Source organism: Streptomyces sp. NPDC040610 (genome assembly GCF_055594065.1).
Genome location: NZ_JBVIXA010000008.1, coordinates 21,031 through 37,568, shown reverse-complemented (window position 1 = coordinate 37,568; position 16,538 = coordinate 21,031). Strand labels below are relative to the sequence as shown.

17 protein-coding genes are annotated in these 16,538 nt (G+C 71.6%); 11 read left to right on the top strand and 6 right to left on the bottom strand.

Translation table 11 applies throughout. The features are described from left to right. Both ACZ6AA_RS26100 and ACZ6AA_RS26095 read right to left on the bottom strand, forming a co-directional pair. A complete protein-coding gene (locus ACZ6AA_RS26100) occupies positions 1–759 on the bottom strand; it encodes a PIG-L deacetylase family protein (RefSeq protein WP_471460281.1) in 759 nt (252 codons plus the stop codon). 63 nt (positions 760–822) lie between these two features. Next, entirely contained in the window at positions 823–2,124 is a 1,302-nt protein-coding gene (locus ACZ6AA_RS26095) for an alpha/beta fold hydrolase (protein WP_471460279.1), read from the bottom strand. 189 nt (positions 2,125–2,313) lie between these two features. Between ACZ6AA_RS26095 and ACZ6AA_RS26090 the strand changes: the two genes are divergently transcribed. From ACZ6AA_RS26090 to ACZ6AA_RS26065, 6 genes are all read left to right on the top strand, one after another. Further along, positions 2,314–3,069 carry a (Fe-S)-binding protein gene (locus ACZ6AA_RS26090; protein WP_468481917.1) on the top strand — a complete coding sequence of 252 codons (756 nt, stop codon included), beginning with the start codon at positions 2,314–2,316 and terminating at the stop codon, positions 3,067–3,069. Continuing rightward, entirely contained in the window at positions 3,066–4,640 is a 1,575-nt protein-coding gene (locus tag ACZ6AA_RS26085) for a lactate utilization protein B (protein ID WP_471460277.1), read from the top strand. Before ACZ6AA_RS26090 ends, ACZ6AA_RS26085 begins: the two co-directional genes overlap by 4 nt. Continuing rightward, positions 4,637–5,293 carry a LutC/YkgG family protein gene (locus ACZ6AA_RS26080; protein WP_468455395.1) on the top strand — a complete coding sequence of 219 codons (657 nt, stop codon included), beginning with the start codon at positions 4,637–4,639 and terminating at the stop codon, positions 5,291–5,293. Before ACZ6AA_RS26085 ends, ACZ6AA_RS26080 begins: the two co-directional genes overlap by 4 nt. 50 nt (positions 5,294–5,343) lie before the next feature. Then, a complete protein-coding gene (locus ACZ6AA_RS26075) occupies positions 5,344–6,507 on the top strand; it encodes an ABC transporter ATP-binding protein (protein WP_471460275.1) in 1,164 nt (387 codons plus the stop codon). Between the two features lie 92 nt (positions 6,508–6,599). Then, complete coding sequence (locus tag ACZ6AA_RS26070; RefSeq protein ID WP_471460273.1) at positions 6,600–7,157, top strand: GNAT family N-acetyltransferase; 558 nt, start codon at positions 6,600–6,602, stop codon at positions 7,155–7,157. A gap of 73 nt (positions 7,158–7,230) precedes the next feature. After that, entirely contained in the window at positions 7,231–7,557 is a 327-nt protein-coding gene (locus ACZ6AA_RS26065; RefSeq protein ID WP_471460272.1) for a TfoX/Sxy family protein, read from the top strand. A gap of 111 nt (positions 7,558–7,668) precedes the next feature. Here the strand turns inward: ACZ6AA_RS26065 and ACZ6AA_RS26060 are convergent, their stop codons facing one another. From ACZ6AA_RS26060 to ACZ6AA_RS26045, 4 genes are all read right to left on the bottom strand, one after another. Next, positions 7,669–8,631: an ABC transporter substrate-binding protein gene (locus ACZ6AA_RS26060; RefSeq protein WP_468455784.1), complete on the bottom strand. Its 963-nt coding sequence runs from the start codon at positions 8,629–8,631 to the stop codon at positions 7,669–7,671. Between the two features lie 50 nt (positions 8,632–8,681). Continuing rightward, entirely contained in the window at positions 8,682–9,359 is a 678-nt protein-coding gene (locus ACZ6AA_RS26055) for an ABC transporter permease (RefSeq protein WP_471460270.1), read from the bottom strand. Further along, the gene (locus ACZ6AA_RS26050) at positions 9,356–10,036 is read right to left on the bottom strand and encodes an ABC transporter permease (protein WP_468455385.1); all 681 of its coding nucleotides are present in this window, start codon (positions 10,034–10,036) and stop codon (positions 9,356–9,358) included. Before ACZ6AA_RS26050 ends, ACZ6AA_RS26055 begins: the two co-directional genes overlap by 4 nt. Positions 10,037–10,210: 174 nt before the next feature. Continuing rightward, entirely contained in the window at positions 10,211–10,576 is a 366-nt protein-coding gene (locus ACZ6AA_RS26045; protein ID WP_468455383.1) for a cupin domain-containing protein, read from the bottom strand. A gap of 206 nt (positions 10,577–10,782) precedes the next feature. On the opposite strand from ACZ6AA_RS26045, the gene ACZ6AA_RS26040 reads away from it, so the two are divergent. The 5 genes from ACZ6AA_RS26040 to ACZ6AA_RS26020 all read left to right on the top strand — a co-directional run bounded on the left by ACZ6AA_RS26040 (position 10,783) and on the right by ACZ6AA_RS26020 (position 16,481). Then, positions 10,783–11,799 carry a peptidyl-alpha-hydroxyglycine alpha-amidating lyase family protein gene (locus ACZ6AA_RS26040; protein WP_471460268.1) on the top strand — a complete coding sequence of 339 codons (1,017 nt, stop codon included), beginning with the start codon at positions 10,783–10,785 and terminating at the stop codon, positions 11,797–11,799. A 138-nt stretch (positions 11,800–11,937) separates the two neighbouring features. Continuing rightward, entirely contained in the window at positions 11,938–12,951 is a 1,014-nt protein-coding gene (locus ACZ6AA_RS26035; protein WP_471460266.1) for a LacI family DNA-binding transcriptional regulator, read from the top strand. A gap of 234 nt (positions 12,952–13,185) precedes the next feature. Continuing rightward, positions 13,186–14,628 carry an extracellular solute-binding protein gene (locus ACZ6AA_RS26030; RefSeq protein WP_471460264.1) on the top strand — a complete coding sequence of 481 codons (1,443 nt, stop codon included), beginning with the start codon at positions 13,186–13,188 and terminating at the stop codon, positions 14,626–14,628. 9 nt (positions 14,629–14,637) lie between these two features. After that, entirely contained in the window at positions 14,638–15,594 is a 957-nt protein-coding gene (locus tag ACZ6AA_RS26025; protein ID WP_471460262.1) for a carbohydrate ABC transporter permease, read from the top strand. Between the two features lie 11 nt (positions 15,595–15,605). Then, the gene (locus ACZ6AA_RS26020) at positions 15,606–16,481 is read left to right on the top strand and encodes a carbohydrate ABC transporter permease (RefSeq protein ID WP_468481890.1); all 876 of its coding nucleotides are present in this window, start codon (positions 15,606–15,608) and stop codon (positions 16,479–16,481) included. Positions 16,482–16,538: the final 57 nt, after the last annotated feature.

Genomic DNA, 16,538 nt, shown 5'->3' with positions numbered 1-16,538 from the left:
TCAGCGGCTGAAGACCTCGAACGCCACGGCGGGCTTCCCGCCGAAGCGGGGCGCGAGCTGCTCGGCGAAGCCGCTGAGGAAGGTGCGGCAGTACTTCTCGGGGTCCTCGTCGGTGAGGACCTCGATGTACGCCCGGTGTTCGAGCAGGGACTGGATGGCCCGCTCGAGGCCGGGGGTCGCGTCCACCGCGTGGGTCGGCGCGTTGGTGCCCGCGACGGCGACCCAGCGCACGCCGTTCCACGGTTCGAGGCCCTGCTCGGTCAGTTCGGGGAAGATCCAGCGGTTGCCCGCGTCGGACGCGGCGTCGAGCGTGGCGCGGCCGACGGCGACGTGGTCGGGGGTGTTCCAGGCGACACCGCCCCAGGTGTCGCGGTGGTTGAGGGTGATGACCAGCTCGGGCTTGTGCTTGCGGATGGCGGCGGCGATGTCGCGGCGCAGCGCCGTGCCGTACTCGATCACCCCGTCCTTGTGGTCGAGGAACTCGACGGTGTCCACGCCGACGACGGCGGCGCTCGCCCGCTGCTCCCGCTCGCGCAGCGGCGCCGCCTCGGCGGGCGCGAGGGTGTCGATGCCCGCCTCGCCGCGCGTGGCGAGCACGTACACCACCTCGCGCCCGGCGTCGGTCCACGCGGCGATCGCACCGGCGCAGCCGTACTCCAGGTCGTCCGGGTGGGCGACGACGGCGAGGGCCCGCTGCCAGTCCTCGGGCATGGGGGCGAGCTGCGTGGGCTCGGCGGCGCTGTTCTGCTGGTCGGTCATGGCCGCAGCCTAACCGCGCGCGCCGGGCACCACGAGGTCACCTCTCCACCTCACATCTCCGGGTCAGAGTTCGCCGCGCGCCAGGCCGATGAGCCGGTCAAGGACCCGCGGCCCGCTCGCCCGCAGGCCGTCGTGCTCGTACTCGTCCGTGACCCAGGTGCGCAGCCCCCGGATCGCGCGGGCGGTGCCCAGCGCGTGCTCGGTGTCGACGAACATGTCGTCGTGGTAGACGGCCGCGGCCACCGGCACCTCGTTCGCGGCGAGGCGCGAAGGGTCGTACAACGCGGGCCAGTCGACGCGTTCCGCGAGCAGGTCGGCCGTCTCGCGCAGCGGGCGCAGGGCGGGGTCGGAGTCGAACATCCAGCGCTGCACCGCCTCGCCGGTGAACAGCGGCGGCGCGCCGTCCGCGAGGCTCTTGCCCGCCTCGAAGCGCGGGAACTCGGCCCGCACCCGCTCGGACGACCAGGCGGTGGGCCGCCCGCCCTGGGCGTAACAGGCCTCGTGCAGCAGGGCGTACAGCGGCGCTCCGGCGTACGACAGGATGCCGAGGACGGCCTCCTGGAAGGCGTCGGACAGGGCGTGGCCCGCCGGGGTCCGCACGAAGGCGTCCTCCAGGAGGTAGTGCAGCCGGTGGGTGCCGTCGCCGGTGCCGAGCAGGATGCCGAGGGACTGGAAGGCCTCGGTGGTGAACCGGTAGCCGCCGGGCAGGACGGGCTCGTGCTCGGCCACGTACTCGGCGATGCGGCGGGCGCGCTCGGCGTCCTGGGGGTAACGGGCATAGTGGGCGAGGGACTTGCGCTCCATGCGCGGGTACGCGGCCCGGTACACGTCGTCGGCGTGGCCGTCGAGGGTCGGAAGCCCGCCGGTGATCAGGGCCGCCGCGAGTCCTTCGGGCGCGGTCGACAGGTAGTGCGTGGCGCAGAAGCCGCCGAAGCTCTGGCCGAGGACGGTCCAGGGCGCGCCGCCGGTGACCTCGGTCCGGATCGCCTCGCAGTCGCGCACGATCGCGTCGGCGCGGAAGTGCGCGAGGTAGTCGGCCTGTTCGCGCGGCCCGCCGCGCAGCGGCAGCGTCTGGCGGTTGGCGGGGGTGGAGCTGCCGGTGCCGCGCTGGTCGAGCAGCAGCACGCGGTAGTCGCGCAGGGCGCGGCCGAGCCACGCCTGCTTGCCGGTGAACCGGTTGGCGCCGAAGCCGGGACCGCCCTGGAGATACACCAGCCACGGCAGCTCCGCGCCCTCGCGCCCGACCGCGACACACTCCCGGGCGAACAACTCGATCCGCTCACCTCCGGGCACGTCATGGTCCAACGGCACACTGAACCGCCGGTCAGTGAGCACGACTCCGGGCTGACGGTACGACTGGCTCAACACAACTCCTTCAGGGTCAACGCTCCGGCAACCACACAGCCCGTCCGGCGTTTGAGGACGAGCCCTTGAGGCGATCTCTTCAGCCCCGTCCAGGCCGAGGACAAAGCCCAGGCCACCCCCTCCCCAGGGCGCCCCCGCCAGATTACGCTGCCGGGGAAAGCACCGATGATCGACAAGGAGGAACCAGCGTTGCGCGTCGCCCTCTTCCTGACGTGTGTCAACGACACGCTGTATCCCGACACGGGCCGCGCCGTGGTGAAACTCCTGACCAGGCTGGGTGTGGACGTGGACTTCCCGGCAGCGCAGACCTGTTGCGGGCAGGCCCACTACAACACCGGTTACCGACACCAGGCGGAGCCCCTCGCTCGACATTTCTCCGATGTCTTCGGCGAGTACGACGCCATCGTGACGCCGTCCGGATCATGCGGGTCGATGGTGCGCGAGCTGTATCCGCGCATGGGCGAGCGGGCGCGCGCCGAGGGCCGGGGCGACGGGCTCGCCCGCGCTCTGGCGCCGGTGGTGCCGAAGACGTACGAGCTGACCGAGTTCCTGGTGGACGTGCTCGGCGTGACCGACGTGGGCGCGTACTACCCGCACACGGTCACGTACCACCCGACCTGTCACGGTCTGCGCTCCCTCGGCCTCGGCGACCGGCCGACGCGGCTGCTCGCGGCCGTCGAGGGGCTGGACCTGGTGGAGCTGCCGGGCGCGCGGGAGTGCTGCGGCTTCGGCGGGACGTTCGCGGTGAAGAACTCCGACGTGTCGGCGGCGATGGGGACGGACAAGGTGCGCGCCGCCGAGTCGACGGGCGCGGAGGTGCTGTGCGCGGCGGACAACTCCTGCCTGATGCACCTCGGCGGCACGATGGCGCGGCTGCGCACGGCGATGCGCCCGGTGCACCTCGCGGAGATCCTGGCGAGCACGGAGAAGGAGCCCTGGTCATGAGCGGCACGTATCTCGGGATGCCGGCCTTCCCCGCGGCGGCGCGCGACGCCGTGCGCGATACGACCCTGCGCGCCAATCTGCGCCACGCCACCCACACCATCCGCGACAAACGCGCGAAGGCCGTCGCGGAACTCGACGACTGGGCGCGGCTGCGCGAGGCCGGACGGCAGATCAAGGACCACACGCTGCGTCACCTCGGCGACCATCTGGTGCGCCTGGAGGAGGCGGTGACGGCGGCGGGCGGCACCGTGCACTGGGCGGCCGACGCGGACGAGGCCAACCGGATCGTCACCGATCTGGTCCGGGCCACCGGCGAGCGCGAGGTGGTCAAGGTCAAGTCGATGGCCACACAGGAGATCGGCCTCAACGAAGCCCTGGAGGCCGCGGGCATCCACGCGTACGAGACCGACCTCGCCGAGCTCATCGTGCAGCTCGGCGAGGACCGCCCTTCGCACATCCTCGTCCCCGCCATCCACCGCAACCGCGGCGAGATCCGCGACATCTTCGCGCGGGAGATGGCGCACTGGGGCCGCCCCGCCCCGGACGGCCTGACGGACTCGCCCGCCGAGCTCGCCGAGGCCGCCCGGCTGCATCTGCGGGAGAAGTTCCTGCGCGCCAAGGTCGGTGTCTCGGGGGCGAACTTCATGGTCGCCGAGACCGGCACCATGGTGGTCGTGGAGTCGGAGGGCAACGGGCGGATGTGCCTGACGCTGCCCGAGACGCTGATCTCCGTGGTCGGCATCGAGAAGGTCGTGCCGACGTGGCGGGACCTGGAGGTGTTCCTGCAGACCCTGCCGCGCTCCTCGACGGCCGAGCGCATGAACCCGTACACGTCGATGTGGACCGGCACCACGGACGGCGACGGGCCCACCGCCTTCCACCTCGTCCTCCTCGACAACGGCCGCACCGACACCCTCGCCGACGACGTCGGCCGCCAGGCCCTGCGCTGCATCCGCTGCTCGGCCTGCCTGAACGTCTGCCCCGTCTACGAGCGGGCCGGAGGGCACGCCTACGGCTCCGTCTACCCGGGCCCCATCGGCGCCATCCTCAGCCCCCAACTGCGCGGCACCGCCAGCGAGATCGACGCCTCGCTCCCCTACGCCTCCAGCCTCTGCGGTGCCTGTTACGAGGTGTGCCCGGTCGCCATCGACATCCCCGAAGTCCTGGTGCACCTGCGCGAACGCGTCGTCCAGGGCGGCGAGTTCACCCGCCACGGCGCGAAGACGACCCTCAGGCCCGCCCGTGGCCACGCGGCCGAGCGGGCCGCCATGCGCGCGGCGGGCCTGGTGTTCGCCCGGCCCGGCCTGCTGCGGGCCGGGCAGCGCCTCGCCGCCCGCACCCGCCGCGTACACCCCCGGACGCTGCCGGGGCCCGGCCGGGCGTGGAGCGCGACACGGGATCTGCCGACGGTGCCCAAGGAGCCGTTCCGCGACTGGTGGCAGCGCACTCAGGGGCGTGGCGCGGGATCGGCGGGGGCGGTGTCCGTCGACGGGCGTACCGCGGGACCTGCGAAGCCGGCCGACCCGGCATCCACCGAAGGACATGCCGAGGACGGGAAGGCGGGCGCATGAGTGCCAGGGACATCGTCCTGGGGCGGATCGGCCGGGCGCTGGGGCCGGTCCCCGACGAGCCGTACGACACGGCCGTCGACCGGGACTACGCGCGCGTGCACGGTGAGCGCACCACCGAGCAGACCGTCGACCTGCTCGCCGAGAACCTCGCCGACTACCGGGCGGTCGTGCACCGCACGGGCCTGGACGAGCTGCCGGACCTGCTGACGCGGCTCCTGGCCCGGCGCGGCGCCCAGAACGTCCTCGTGCCGCCCGCGCTGCCGCCCGAGTGGCTGGCCGCCGCCGATCCGGTCCGCATCCACGACCGGGCCGCGTGCACCACCGCGGAGCTGGACCGGGCCGACAGCGTGGTCACCGGCTGCGCGGTCGCCGTCGCCGAGACCGGCACCCTCGTCCTCGACGGCTCCCCCGACCAGGGCCGCCGCCGCATCACGCTGATCCCCGACCACCACATCTGCGTCGTCCGCGTCCCTGACCAGGTCGTCTCCTCCGTCCCGCAGGCCCTCGAACGGCTCGACCCCGGGCGCCCCCTCACCTGGATCTCCGGTCCGTCGGCGACCAGCGACATCGAACTCGACCGCGTCGAGGGCGTGCACGGGCCGCGCACCCTGGAGGTGGTGCTGGTGAGCGGGAGCCCCGGGGCGGGCGGGTGAGTGGGCGCCGAGCGTGTGCGGGGAGGATCACGCACGGTTAGCGTGAGGGAATGATCCGGTTCGAGCAGGTGACCAAGCGCTACCCGGACGGCACGACGGCCGTGGACGACCTCTCCTTCGAGGTCGCCGAGGGAGAGCTGGTCACGCTCGTCGGCCCGTCCGGCTGCGGCAAGACCACCACGATGATGATGGTGAACCGGCTGATCGAGCCGACGTCGGGCCGTATCTACATCAACGGCGAGGACATCGCTGCCGTCGACCCCGTACGGCTGCGGCGCCGCATCGGCTACGTCATCCAGCAGGTCGGCCTCTTCCCGCACCGCACCGTCCTCGACAACACCGCCACCGTGCCCGCGCTCGTCGGCTGGAAGCGGGCCAAGGCGCGGGCGCGCGCCGCCGAGCTGCTCGACCTGGTGGGGCTCGACCCGAAGACGTACGGACCGCGCTACCCCGAGCAGCTCTCCGGCGGCCAGCGCCAGCGCGTCGGCGTGGCCCGCGCGCTCGCCGCGGACCCGCCGGTGCTCCTGATGGACGAGCCGTTCGGCGCCGTCGACCCGGTGGTGCGCGAGCGGCTGCAGAACGAGTTCCTGAACCTCCAGCGGACCGTGCGCAAGACCGTCCTGATGGTCACGCACGACATCGAGGAGGCCGTCCGGCTCGGCGACCGCGTCGCGGTGTACGGACAGGGACGCATCGAACAGTTCGACACGCCGGGCTCCGTGCTCGGCACGCCCGCGACGCCGTACGTGGCCAGGTTCGTCGGCGCCGACCGCGGGCTCAAGCGGCTCTCGGTCACCGAGATCGAGGTCGACGACCTGGAACAGCCGCCCGTCGCCCGCCTCGACGAGTCCGCCGCGCAGGCCGCGGCCCGGCTGCGCGCGGACGACGCCCGCTGGGCGATGGTCCTCGACGAGGGCGGCGACCTGCACGGCTGGGTCGGCGTCGACGAGGTCGCCCTCGCCGGGGACGACGCCACCGTCGGCGACCTGGCCCACCGCATGAACGCCTGGGTGCCCGTCGGCGCACCCCTGAAGCAGGCGTTCGGCGTGATGCTCCAGCACGACGCGGGCTGGGTCGCCGTCGTGGACGGCGCCCGCTTCGTCGGCGTCCTCACCCCGGCGAAGCTGCACGAGGCGCTGCGGCGGTCGGTGGACGCGGACGCGCACGGGGTGGGGCGGGGGGATGTGGAGTTCGACTCGGTCGCCGATGCGTAGCGCCTCTCCGGCGCGGGGCGGCGGGGTTTCCGGCGGGGTTTCCGGCGGGACAAGCCTCGAACATCCGTACTGGCCCGTGCGAGGATCGCGAAGTGAATGATCTACGCTTCCGCCTCGCCGAGGGCACCGACCTCGCCACTCTCGTGCGTCTGCGCGACGACGCCGCCCGCTGGATGCTCGCCCAGGGCATCACCGGCCAGTGGCAGCCCGGCCAACTGGCCGAGGACCACTTCCGCAAGGCCATGGCGAGTGCCGAGGTCTGGCTCGCCGAGACCGACGGCCGCGTGGCCGGGGCATGGGAGCTGTGGTGGGAGGACCAGGACGCCTGGGGCCCGCAGCCGCCGGTGGCCGGCTACGTACACCGCCTGATGGTCGACCGCGCCGGCGCACCGCCCGGAACGGGCCGGTCCCTGCTGCGTGCCGCGGAGCAGCGCGTCGCCGCGACGGGACGCACGCTCGTACGCCTGGACTGCCTGGCCGGCAACACCCGCCTCACCACCTACTACCTGGACGCCGGCTACCGGGTCGTCGGCCACAAGGCAGGCAAGCCGCAGCCGGGCGGTACCCCCAAGTCCTTCACCCTCATGGAGAAGGCCTGCGGGCCGACCGTGGGGGCGGAGGGAGCGTGGCCTGGGGGACATGTCCGCTGAGGACGAAGGGGGGTGTCGAGTACTCCCCCGCCCGCCGCGAGCGCGGGCCCGGGGATGCCGTTAGGTTCGGTTCATGGCATACGACGAGGCCTTGGCGGAGCGGGTCCGGGAGCGGCTGGGGGCGGATGGCGCGGCGGCCGAGAAGAAGATGTTCGGTGCGCTCGCGTTCCTGGTGCGGGGCAACACGCTGGGCGGTGTGGAGGGCGACGACCTGTTCCTGCGGGTGGCGCAGGAGGACATGGCGGACGCGCTCGCCCGGCCCGGGGCGCGGCCGTACGAGTTCAAGGGGCGGGTGTCGAAGGGCTGGGTGTACGTGGCCGGGGAGGCCCTGGACGACGACGCGCTGGAGGAGTGGCTGCGGGCGGCCTTGGACGCGACGGCCGAGCTGCCGCCCAAGTGATCCGGGCGGTGGGTGGTCCTTCGCTGTGGGGGTGCGGGGCGAGTTCGGGGCTTCGTTGGAAAGTGCTGCCGGGGCCCCACCGACCGCCTTGGCCGCCGCCGCACCTCACGCCTACAACAGCCCCTTCTCCTCCAGATACTTCTTCGCCACGTCCTCCGGCAACCGCCGCCAGCTGTCCACCTGGCGGTTGAGGTCTGCCAGGTCCGCTGTCGTCAGGACCGTGTTGAGGCGGGCCAGGGATCGGGAGACGCCCTTGCTGCCCGCTCGGGAGCGGTTGACCACGGGGACGATGTAGTCGGCGTTCTGGAGGTGTTTGTCGTCGGCGAGGAGGACGAGGTCGAACTCGTCCAGGGTGGCGTCCGTCGTGGTGGTGAGGACCATCTGGTCCTGGCCGTTCTGGACGGCCTTCTTGGCCTGGGTGGTGCCGACGCCCTTGGGGTCGACGCCGGTGATGTCGATGCCGTAGACCTTCTTCAGGCCCGGTTCGCAGTAGGGGCGCTGGACGCATTCGTCGCCCGCGGCGAGCCGGACCTTCAGGCCGGACCTGCCCAGGTCGGTGAGGGTTTTCAGGCCGTGGTCCCGGGCGTACGACGACGCCACCGCGAACGCGTTCTGGTCCACGGCCCTGCCCGGGTCGAGGACCGTCAGGCCGCGTGGCCTGGCCAGCTCGCGCAGGGCCTTCATGGTGGCGTCCAGGTCGGGCGAGCCGACGGGCTTCGCGTCGGCGCCGTTGACCTTGGCGTTGAGCCAGTCCGCGAACGTGGCCGCGTACTCGGGCACGACGTCGATCTGCCCGGACTCCAGGGCGGGTTCGTACAGTTCGCGGTTGGCGACGGACAGGATCTCCGTGTCGTATCCGGCCTTGTCCAGGAGCAGCGCGTACATCTGCGCGAGCAGGTCGCTCTCCGTGAAGCCCGCGGAGCCGATGACGAGGTGCTTGCTGTCGCCGGGCGGCTCGGTGACCTCGTTCTGGGTCTCCAGGGAGGGGCCGGAGTCGCAGCCGGAGGCGAGCAGGGCGGCGGCCGCGAGCAGCACGCCGCATCTGGTGCGCCACTTCCTGCCGCGCACGGTCATGGACGGGGGCGCCGCGCCCCGCCCGGCCCCGGGCTTCCCGGTCACGCCCCTCACCCCTTCCCGGTCTTCCGCGCCCACCCGGGCGCCAGCCGCTCGACGGCCTCGAAGACGCCCTCGACCAGGAGGGCGAACACGGCGACGAGCACCGCGCCCGCCACCACCTGCGGCGTGCTGGCCAGGTTGAAGCCCGCCGTGATGATGCGGCCGAGACCGCCGCCGCCCGCGAGCGCGGCGATGGTCGCGGTGGCGACGAGCTGGACGGCGGCGATGCGGACGCCGCTCATGATCAGGGGCAGCGCGAGCGGTGCCTCGACCCGCCACAGCATCTGCCGCCCCGTCATGCCCATCCCGCGCGCGGCCTGCACGACACCGCGGTCCACGCCGCGCATGCCGACGTACGCGTTGGTGAGCAGCGGCGGCACGGCGAACAGCACCAGGGCGACGACCGTGGGGCCCTCGCCCCAGTCCCCGATCGGGGTGAGGAGCAGCAGCACGAGGACCGCGAAGGTCGGCACGGCCCGGCCGACGTTGGAGATGTTCACGGCGAGCGCGCCGCCCTTGCCGAGGTGGCCGAGGACGAGGGCGATGGGCAGCGCGACGAGGCAGCTGATCAGGAGGCAGACGACGGTGAGGACGAGGTGCTGGGTGAGCCGGTGCCAGATGCCGTCGTCGCCCGCCCAGTGCGCGGAGTCGGTGAGCCAGTCCCAGGCGTCGGTGAGGGTGGTCATGCGCGGGCCGCCCTCGTCCAGGGCGTGAGGAGTCGCTGCACACCGAGCAGCAGCAGGTCGGCGAGGACGGCGATGACCACGCAGAGCACGGAGGCGGTGAGGACCTGGGCCTTGAAGTAGGTGTTCATGCCGGAGTAGATGAGGTTGCCGAGGCCGCCGAAGCCGACGATCGCGCCGACGGTGGCCAGCGAGACCGCCGAGACCGTGGCGATGCGCAGGCCCGCCATGGCGGCGGGCAGGGCGAGCGGCAGTTCGACGGTCAGGAGCAGCCGGATCGGGCCGTAGCCCATGCCGCGTGCGGCCTGCCGCGTGTCCTCGGGCACGGCGCGCAGCCCGGCCAGGATGTTCCGGACGAGCAGCGTCAGGGAGTACAGGACGAGGCCCGCGATGACCAGCGTCTCCGACAGGCCGTACACCGGAAGCAGCAGCGAGAACATTGCGAGGGAGGGGATCGTGTACAGGACGGTGGTGACCGCGAGCACCGGCCCGGCGGCGAGGCCCCAGCGGCGCGCCAGGACGGCCAGGGGCAGGGCGATGGCGAGCGCGATCAGGACGGAGAGCGCGGTCAGCTCCAGGTGCTGCAGGACGGCGTCGGTGAGGATCTCGCGGCGGGTGCTCAGATACTCGCCGCAGATCCACTCGTTGCGCGCGAGGCAGTCGTCCGGGGGCGCGGTCACCTGTCCATTCCAGCGGGCCACGGCGAGGGCGGCACGTGGTGCTGGACCGTCCGGGGTGGATGCCGCGCGGGCAGGGCACGTGGTCCGTCGACGGCAACGCCTACCGGCGCAGCACGCCGGTCGGGCTCAGCGGCAGGCAGTGCGTGTGCGACAAGCCCTTCTTACGGGCCGCTCCTACGCGTCCGCCGCCTTCGCGTACTCCTGCGCCATGCCTCCTGCGAAGTCGTACACCACGACGGGTTCCTCACCCACGACCCAGGCATCGTGTCCTGGCGGACAGACGAAGACATCGCCCGGTCCGACTTCGCTCTCGCCGCCGTCGTCCATGCGGATGTGCATCCGCCCCTCGACGACATAGCCGTTGTGGTGGATCATGCAGCTCGCGGTCCCCGCGATCGGCCCCACGGACTCGGACCAGCGCCAGCCGGGCTCGAAGGTGCCCACGGCGAAATCCAGGCCGGTGAGATGGACGGCTTCGAGGTGGCCGTGGGGGAAGTCACGCCGCTCATCAGGCTTTTCGACCGCCTTGACCTCGATCATGATGCCTTCCTCCGTTCCGGGCACGCCGCCGTCTCGGGTCGGTTGCCGCCGCCGCGGTTCCACGACCGACGCCAACGCCGTCGACCAGCCCCTTCACTCCATCGTCCGCCTGTCAAGCCGGGTGCGCCACCTGAGGGACCGCCGCCCTCTGTCGCCCGGCCGTGCGGCCGTCCTATGATCCGGGCCCGCTCGTCCTTGGAGGACCCGTGGCCGTCGGACCCGCGACCGCTGACACCGTCTACGAACCCGTGCCGTACTGGGCCAGGATCCCGCACGGGGTGTGGCTGAAGGAGGCCACTTCCGTCGCCGTGGACTCCGCGGACCGCGTCTACGTCTTCAACCGCGGCAACATGCCCGTCCTCGTCTTCGACCGGGACGGGAACGTCGTCGACATGTGGGGCAACGACACCCCGTTCGCGGGGACCGAGCCGTTCGAGGACCCGTACGGCAACACGATGCCGCGCTGGCGGGGCTGCCGGTTCCAGCGCGCCCACGCCATCACCGTCGACCACGAGGACCACCTCTGGCTCGTCGACGACATCGGCAACCGCATCACCAAGACCGACCGCAAGGGGAACACGCTCCTGACCCTCGGAACCGGCCGCCCGGCGCCGTTCCAGAGCGGGGAGCCCTTCAACCGCCCCACCGACGTGGCGATATCGCCCCGCACCGGCGACATCTTCGTGTCCGACGGCTACGGCAACTCACGCGTCCACCGCTACGACGCCGAGGGCACCCACCTGCTGTCCTGGGGCGGCCCCGGCACCGACGAGGGCCGGTTCAGCCTTCCGCACGGGGTCGCGCTGTTCGGCGACGACGCGGTGATCGTCTGCGACCGCGAGAACCACCGCGTCCAGGTCTTCTCCCTCGACGGCGGATTCCGCACGTCCTGGCACGCCCACAAGGCGGTCGCCGTCTGCGCGGGCCGGGGCGCCGACACCCATGTGTACGTCGCCGAGCAGGGGCCGCCGCCGGTGCAGCGGGGCGTGCCTGGCCTCGGCCACAAGATCCAGATCTACGACCGCGCGGGGCGGCTCGTCACCCGGTTCGGCGCCGAACTGCCCGGCGAGGCCCCCGACCAGTTCAACTGGCCGCACAGCGTCGCCGTGGACTCCGAAGGCAGCGTGTACGCGGCGGAGGTGTCGTACGTCGAGGTCGGCAGCAAGCTGACGCCGCCGCGGGAGCTGGTGAGCCTGCGCAAGTGGCGGCGGGTGCGGGGCTGAGTCGGGGCAGCCGGTCCCGCGCGGGCCTCGCCGCCGTCCGCCGTCCGCCGTCCGCCGTCAGGACGCAGTCGTACACCGGCATACGCCGTCGCACCGTTTACGCAAACAGGCAGCAATTCTTGCGCTAATCTTGCGCGCATGACGCGACGACTTGCTCAGGTGGCGAAAAAGGTCGGGGTCAGCGAGGCCACGGTCAGCCGGGTGCTCAACAACAAGCCGGGGGTCTCGGAGGCCACCCGGCAGGCCGTGCTTTCCGCGCTCGACGTGCTCGGCTACGAACGGCCGACCCAGCTGCGTGGGGAGCGCGCGCGCCTTGTCGGGCTCGTGCTCCCGGAGCTGCAGAACCCGATCTTCCCGGCGTTCGCCGAGGTCATCGGCGGCTCCCTCGCCCAGCAGGGGCTCACCCCGGTGCTGTGCACGCAGACCAAGGGCGGCGTCTCGGAGGCGGACTACGTGGAGCTGCTGCTCCAGCAGCAGGTCTCGGGCGTCGTCTTCGCGGGCGGCCTGTACGCGCAGGCCGACGCGCCGCACGACCACTACAAGCAGCTCGCCGCGCGCAACATCCCGGTGGTCCTGGTGAACGCGGGCATCGAGCACCTGGGCTTCCCCGCCGTCTCGTGCGACGACGCCGTGGCCGTCGAGCAGGCCTGGCGCCACCTGGTCTCGCTCGGCCACGAACGCATCGGCCTGGTGCTCGGACCCGCCGACCACATGCCCTCGCAGCGCAAGCTGGCCGCGGCCCGCGCTCTCGCCGAGGCGGCGGGCGATCCGCTCCCCGACGAGCGGGTGGCGCGGGCGATGTTCTCGCTGGAGGGCGGCCAGGCCGCGGCGGCCCGGCTGCTCGACGCCGGGGTCACCGGCGTCGTCTGCGCCAGCGACCCGCTCGCGCTCGGCGCCGTCCGGGCGGCCCGCCGCCGGGGTCTGGTCGTGCCGCGTGACGTGTCGGTGGTCGGCTTCGACGACTCGGCGTTCATGAACTGCACCGAGCCGCCGCTCACCACGGTCCGCCAGCCGATCGAAGCCATGGGCCGCGCGGCGGTCGAACTGCTCGCCCTCCAGATCTCGGGCAGCGCGGTCCCTTCGGGGGAACTGCTCTTCGAGCCGGAGCTGGTGGTGCGGGGTTCGACGGCACAGGTGGCACGGGAGGCGTAGGCGGTCCGGGAGGCGTAGGCGGTCCGGGGCACCGGAAGGGCGGGGCACCCGCGGTGCGGGACCAGCCACCACTCAGACGGCAGTCGAATATTTTCAATCTTCGCGCGAGATATTGCGGCCTCGTGTCGACGGTGCTTGAGTAAGCGCCGCCGCACAGCTCTCCGCTGTGGGCTTCCCCAGCTCCCGCATGCCCTGCCCGCACGGGCGGTGGCGCTGCCCCAAAGGGGTCCACCGATGAGAAGCACCGGGATACGCCGACCACGCGTGAGCCGCACGCGCCGCCCGCACCACACGCGCCGCACCACCACGGCCGCACTCGCCACCACGCTCGCCCTCACCGCGCTCGCCGCCTGCGGCACCAGCAGCAGCGACGACGGCGGTGGCGACGACACCGTGAACGCGGCCGACGCGGCCTCCCCGCTGGACCCGAGGACCAAGGTCAACCTCACCATCGACTGCATGCCGCCGGCCACGGAGAAGGCCGAGCTCAAGCAGTGGAAGGAGGACGTGAAGGCGTTCAACGCGACGTACCCGAACGTCACGATCAAGGGCAAGCAGACCGACCCGTGCCTGGAGCCGCCCCGGTTCACGGCGATGCTCAAGGCCAAGTCCCAACCCGACGTCTTCTACACGTACTTCACCGACCTCCAGCAGGTCCTCGACAACGACGGCGCCACCGACATCAGCGCCTACGTCAACGACAAGTCGGTGCCCGCGCTCGGCGACATGGACCCCGATGTCCTGGACGTGATGAAGAAGGACGGCAAGCTCTACGGCCTGCCCTACAGCAACTACACGATGGGCCTGCTCATCAACCGTCCGCTCTTCGAGAAGGCCGGACTCGACCCCGACAAGCCGCCCACCACCTGGGCACAGGTGCGCGCGGCGGCGAAGAAGATCTCCGCACTCGGCGACGGCGTCGCCGGGTTCGGCGAGTACAGCGCGGGCAACAACGGCGGCTGGCACTTCACCGCCACCACCTACGGCCTCGGCGGCAGCATCGTCGACGCGAACGGCACCAAGGCCGCGTTCAACAACGCCACCGGCAAACGGATCCTCGACAACCTCAAGGCCATGCGCTGGGACGACGACAGCATGGGCAGGACGCAGCTGCTGAAGTGGGGCGACCTGCAGAAGCAGATGGCGTCCGGGAAGCTCGGCATGTTCCTGGCCGCGCCCGACGACATCACATACATGGTGCAGAACCTCGGCGCGAAGTACGCGGACTACGGGATGGCGCCGATCCCCGGGCAGCGGGCCACGCTGTTCGGCGGCAACGACTACATGATCAAGAAGGGCGTCTCGGCCGACAAGGTCAAGGCCGCGATCGCCTGGATCAACTTCAAGTTCCTCACCCCCGGCAAGGGCCAGTTCGACTGGGCCCGCACCAAGGCGGACGGCCTGCCCGTGGGCCTGCCGCAGCCCAACTTCTGGACCGGCGCGGCCAAGGCCGCCGACGACAAGGCCCGCGCCACCAGCTCCACCATGCCCGTGGCGAACTTCCGAGCGTTCACCGCGAACCCCGTCCGGGGCAAGCCCGAGCCGCCCAAGGCGCAGGAGATCTACAAGGTCCTCGACACCGCCATGTCGGCCGTCCTCACCAACAGGGACGCCGACACGGGCAAACTGCTCGACACCGCGGAACGGCAGGTAAACCAGATCCTGGCGAACCAGTAGGGGGACACCGTGTCGGCCCCCACCCTGTCCGGGCGCAAGCCCCGGCCGCCCGTTCCGGCCCCCGGCGCAAGCCGCTCCCCGCGTCAACACGCCGCGTTCCGGCAGGCGTTGAGGCGCAACCTCACCGCCCACGGCTTCCTCATCGGTGCCGTGCTCTGCTTCTCGTTCTTCTCCTGGTACCCGATGGTCAGGGAGTTCTTCCTGGCGTTCGAGAAGCGCGAGGACGGCAGGACGGGCTGGGCCGGCTGGTCGAACTTCACGTACATCTTCAACGATCCCGCGTTCTGGCAGGCCTGGCGCAACACGCTCCTTTTCACCGGGCTCGCACTGCTCCTGGGCTTCGTCGTGCCGTTCGTGGTCGCGCTCGTGCTCAATGAATTCCGGCACGGCCGGGGCTACTTGCGGCTGCTCGTCTATCTGCCGGTGATGCTGCCTCCGGTCGCCTCCGTACTGCTCTTCAAGTACTTCTACGACCCCGGGTACGGCCTGTTCAACCGGATGCTCGGCGCGGTCGGGCTGCCGGAGCAGCAGTGGCTGCAGTCCACCGACACGGCGATGCTGTCCGTGGTGATCGCGGCGACGTGGATGAACATGGGCGGTGCGACCCTGATCTATCTGGCGGCGCTCCAGGGCATCCCGGGTGAGCTGTACGAGGCCGCCGAGCTGGACGGGGCGGGGATCCTCCGCAAGATCTGGCACGTCACGATCCCGCAGACCCGGCTCGTGCTCTCGCTGCTGCTGCTCATGCAGATCATCGCCACCATGCAGGTGTTCGTGGAGCCGTTCCTGCTCACCGGCGGCGCGGGACCCGAGGGCGCGACGCTGACGGTCGTCCAGCTCATCTACCAGTACGCGTTCACCTTCAACAACTACGGCAGCGCGGCCGCGCTCGGCCTGGTGCTGCTCGTCCTGCTCGCCGTGTTCTCGGCGGCGTACGTCCGGCTGAGCCGCGTGAGCGAGGAGTGAGGGAGCCCCCGATGACGACACGCACCCTGATCTCCCCCGCTCAACTCGCCCGCCCGCGCGGCAAGTTCCTCTACTGGACCGCCTTCGTCCTGGTCCTGTCGGTCTTCACGCTGGTCTTCATCGGGCCGCTGTACTGGATGGTGACCAGCGGGCTGAAGTCCCCGCAGGAGTTCGCGCGGACACCGCCCACGCTCGTCCCCGAGGGCGCCCACCCCGGCAACTACGCGGACGCCTGGGGGGTGATGGACCTCGCGAAGCTCCTCGGCAACACCCTGTACTACGCGCTCGGCGCCCTCGTCTTCCAGCTCGTCCTCGACGTGGCGGCGGCCTACTCGCTGTCGAAGCTGCGGCCGGTGCTCGGCAACGTGATCCTCGGCGCGATGCTGGTCACCCTGATGATCCCCGCGACCGTCCTCGTCGTACCGCAGTACCTGACCGTCCTCGACGTGCCGATCGTCGAGCGGAACCTCGTCAACTCGCCCTGGGTGATCTGGCTGCCCTCCGTCACCAACGCCTTCAACATCTTCCTGCTCAAGCGGTTCTTCGACTCGATCCCGCGCGAGCTGCTCGACGCCGCCGCCATCGACGGGGCCTCGCCGCTGCGCACGCTGCGCTCGGTGGTCCTGCCGATCTCGCGGCCGATCCTCGGCGTCGTGTCGATCTTCGCGGTGGTCGGGGTCTGGAAGGACTTCCTCTGGCCCATGCTCACGCTGCCCGACCCGGGCAAGCAGACGATCAACGTCGGGATCTACTCGCTCGCCGCCAGCGTCACCGAGAACTGGCTGCTCGCCGCCCTCGTCATCGCCTCCCTGCCGACCCTCGTGATCTTCCTGATCTTCCAGCGCCACATCATGAGCGGCCTCACCGCGGGCAGCCTCAAGGGCTGACCGCCCGGCCGCCGCCACCCGCACCACCTCCACCACCGAGCACTCCGCCGCCGCCCC